This window comes from Microbulbifer pacificus (assembly GCF_002959965.1).
Lineage (GTDB): Bacteria > Pseudomonadota > Gammaproteobacteria > Pseudomonadales > Cellvibrionaceae > Microbulbifer > Microbulbifer pacificus_A.
The window spans coordinates 1-2,954 of the sequence record NZ_PREV01000012.1 but is presented as its reverse complement, the minus strand read 5'-3'; the positions used below and the strand labels follow the sequence as shown (position 1 = coordinate 2,954).

Annotated in this window: 2 protein-coding genes; one reads left to right on the top strand and one right to left on the bottom strand. The window is 36.0% G+C overall.

Going from position 1 to position 2,954, the window contains the following annotated elements; translation table 11 throughout:
• Positions 1 to 904: metal ABC transporter solute-binding protein, Zn/Mn family (locus tag C3938_RS00390; RefSeq protein ID WP_105101335.1), on the top strand; the 904-nt coding region annotated here is incomplete at its 5' end.
• 452 nt (positions 905 to 1,356) lie between these two features.
• Here the strand turns inward: C3938_RS00390 and C3938_RS00380 are convergent.
• A partial coding sequence (locus C3938_RS00380; protein WP_158681495.1) for a Tn3 family transposase occupies positions 1,357 to 2,954 on the bottom strand: 1,598 nt, incomplete at its 5' end.

Below are 2,954 nucleotides of genomic sequence, written 5' to 3'. Positions count from 1 at the left end.
CTCGCCATCCAATCAAGCATCAACTGAAGATGATACAGAACTTACTACCTACACAACAATTTATCCTGTTCAGTATGCTGCTGAAAGGATTGCCGGAGATACAGTATCGGTTGAAACCGTATACCCACCGGGAGTAGATGAGCATTCATATGAACTTACATCACAAGATATGACAAAAATCGTAGAAAGTGATGCGTTTATATATTTAGGCGCTGGGCTAGAAGCATTAGCGGAAACAGCTGCAGAGACGCTTTCCTCTCAAGAAGTTAAACTGATTGAAATTGGACAGCACAATGAACTGTTTGTGCCAACCGAAGAAGGGCGTGTGGATGAAGATAAACATGCTGGAGAATCGAATGATAGTGACCGACATGACGACGGTGAAGTGGATCCGCATATTTGGCTTGACCCTCTAAGAATGATAGAATTGTCGCAAATTATCAAAGAGGAACTTATTGCATTAAATCCGGATGAAGAGGCTACCTACAATGAAAACTTTGCAGCATTAGAAGCAGAATTAACCGCATTAGATCAAAATTTCAGCGATATATTAGGAGAAAAAGAGAAGAAACAAATTCTTGTATCTCATGCGGCTTTCGGATATTGGGAAGAACGCTACGACATAGAACAGATTTCAATAAAAGGACTATCATCAAGCAGTGAACCATCACAAAAAGAGTTAACGGAAATAATTGACCAAGCAGAAGAATCCAATTTAGATTATATCCTGTATGAACAAAACAGCTTGAACAGAATATCGGAAGTAATTCAAGAACAAATTGGTGCGGAATCCTTAACCATTCATAATTTGTCTGTTTTAACTGAAGAAGATATTGAGAATGATGAGGATTATTTTTACCTAATGAATTACAATTTGGATATACTTGTCAAAGCTACCCAATAACAAAAGAAAACCACCTACTTATGTATTTGTCTTAGGTCCACATGACATACTCATAAACAGGTGTGTTTTAGTTTAAACAATATTTATCAAATCTTACAAACGTTAGGAAAGTATAATCCTTTATCATTTCATCTTTACTGACGGGCACCTAATTCATAACGATAAAATATCGATAAAATATGAACCAGTGAGAATTTCCAGTTTCCTTTAAGTTTATAAGTAAAACTTTAAAATGGTCTACAAACATATCAGTAAAATAATACCCACGTTCGTTAAATTCGCTATAAAGATTGGTGAAACATAATGGTTCACCATTACCAGCTTCAAATATTTCAAATTCCCCTCTGTCTATTTTTACAAATTTACTTTGCACTATAAGGGGTCTCGTCAGGAAAATGCGGATTTACAACGCTAAGCACATTTCCGAGACGATTCCCCTATTTTTAACAACGTTAAGAAAGTTTCAAGGGTCTTAATGAATCTAGCGAGACCATTTTCTCCGATTTAAAATGGTATTCTCCAAGTAAATTAATATGTTCCCAACCTAGAGGTGACATATGGTGCAATAATTCTTCATTAAAACTACCTGACCGTTTTTGATATTCAACTGCTTTTGTTAGATGTAAAGTATTCCAAATACTAATGGCATTGATAATTATATTTAAAGCACTGGCTCTTTGAAGTTGGTGCTGTATTGTTCGTTCCCTAAGTTCTCCTTGTTTTCCAAAGAAAATAGCTCTTGCCAATCCATTCATAGCTTCTCCTTTATTCAATCCTCGTTGTATTTTTCTTCTTAGAGATTCATCTGAAATGTAATTCAGAATAAAGATTGTTTTTTCTATTCGACCCATTTCACGTAAGGCTGTAGCTAAGCTGTTTTGTCTTGAATAAGAACCTAATTTCCCCATAATAAGGGATGCTGAGACGGTTCCTTCTCTTATTGAATGGGCTAATCGCAAAACATCCTCATAATTTTCTTTAATAACCTTTGTATTTATTTGTCCACGTAAAATGGTTTCTAATTTTGGATACTCACTTGCATTATATATTGTAAATAATTTAGAATCCGATAAATCTCTTATTCTTGGAGCGAATTTAAAACCTAATAGATGAGTCAATCCAAAAATTTGATCAGTATAACCGGCTGTGTCTGTATAATGCTCTTCTATGTTTAAATCTGTTTCATGGTGCAATAAACCATCCAAAACCTGAATGGCATCCCTTGAGTTAGTATGAATAATCTTTGTGTAGTAAGATGTGAATTGATCACTTGTAAATCGATAAATAGTGGCTCCTTTACCGGTTCCATAATGGGGATTTGCATCTGCATGTAGTGATGAAACTCCTAGCTGCATTCTCATCCCATCCGATGAGGATGTTGTTCCATCACCCCAATAAGATGACAATTGTAGCTTGTGATGGAAATTTACTAATACAGCTTGAGCTTTATTCATTGCGTCTTCATACATGCGCCATTGAGACACATTGGCTAGTTGCTTATATGTAAGTCCCGGTGTGGCTTCAGCCATCTTACTCAATCCAATATTCATTCCCATACCTAAAAGGGCAGCCATGATAATAATCGTTTCTTCTTTATTTGGCTTTCGATTATTGGAAGCATGCGTGAATTGCTCATGAAATTCTGTTATATGGGCAACATCCATTAGTAGGTCGGTTAATTTTATTCTTGGTAGCATCTGATAAAGGCTTGCACTAAACTTTTTTGCCTCTTCTGGAACATCTTTTTCTAAGCGTGCGAGTGACAGCTTTCCTTTTTCAAGAGAAACCCCATCCAACTTGTTGTAATTGGAAGCTAACCACTTTAACCTTTCATTAAGGCTGCTGATTCTCTCCTTTATATAATCCTCGAATGCTAAACTAACTGATAATCTCGTATTCTCCCTCGTTTGATTCCATGTATCTTCCGAAAACAAATATTCCTCAAAATCTCTATATTGTTTGCTACCAATAATGGAAACATCTCCTGCCCGAACATGCTCCCGAAGTTCTGATAAAACAGCCATTTCATAGTAATGCCGATTTATTGTTG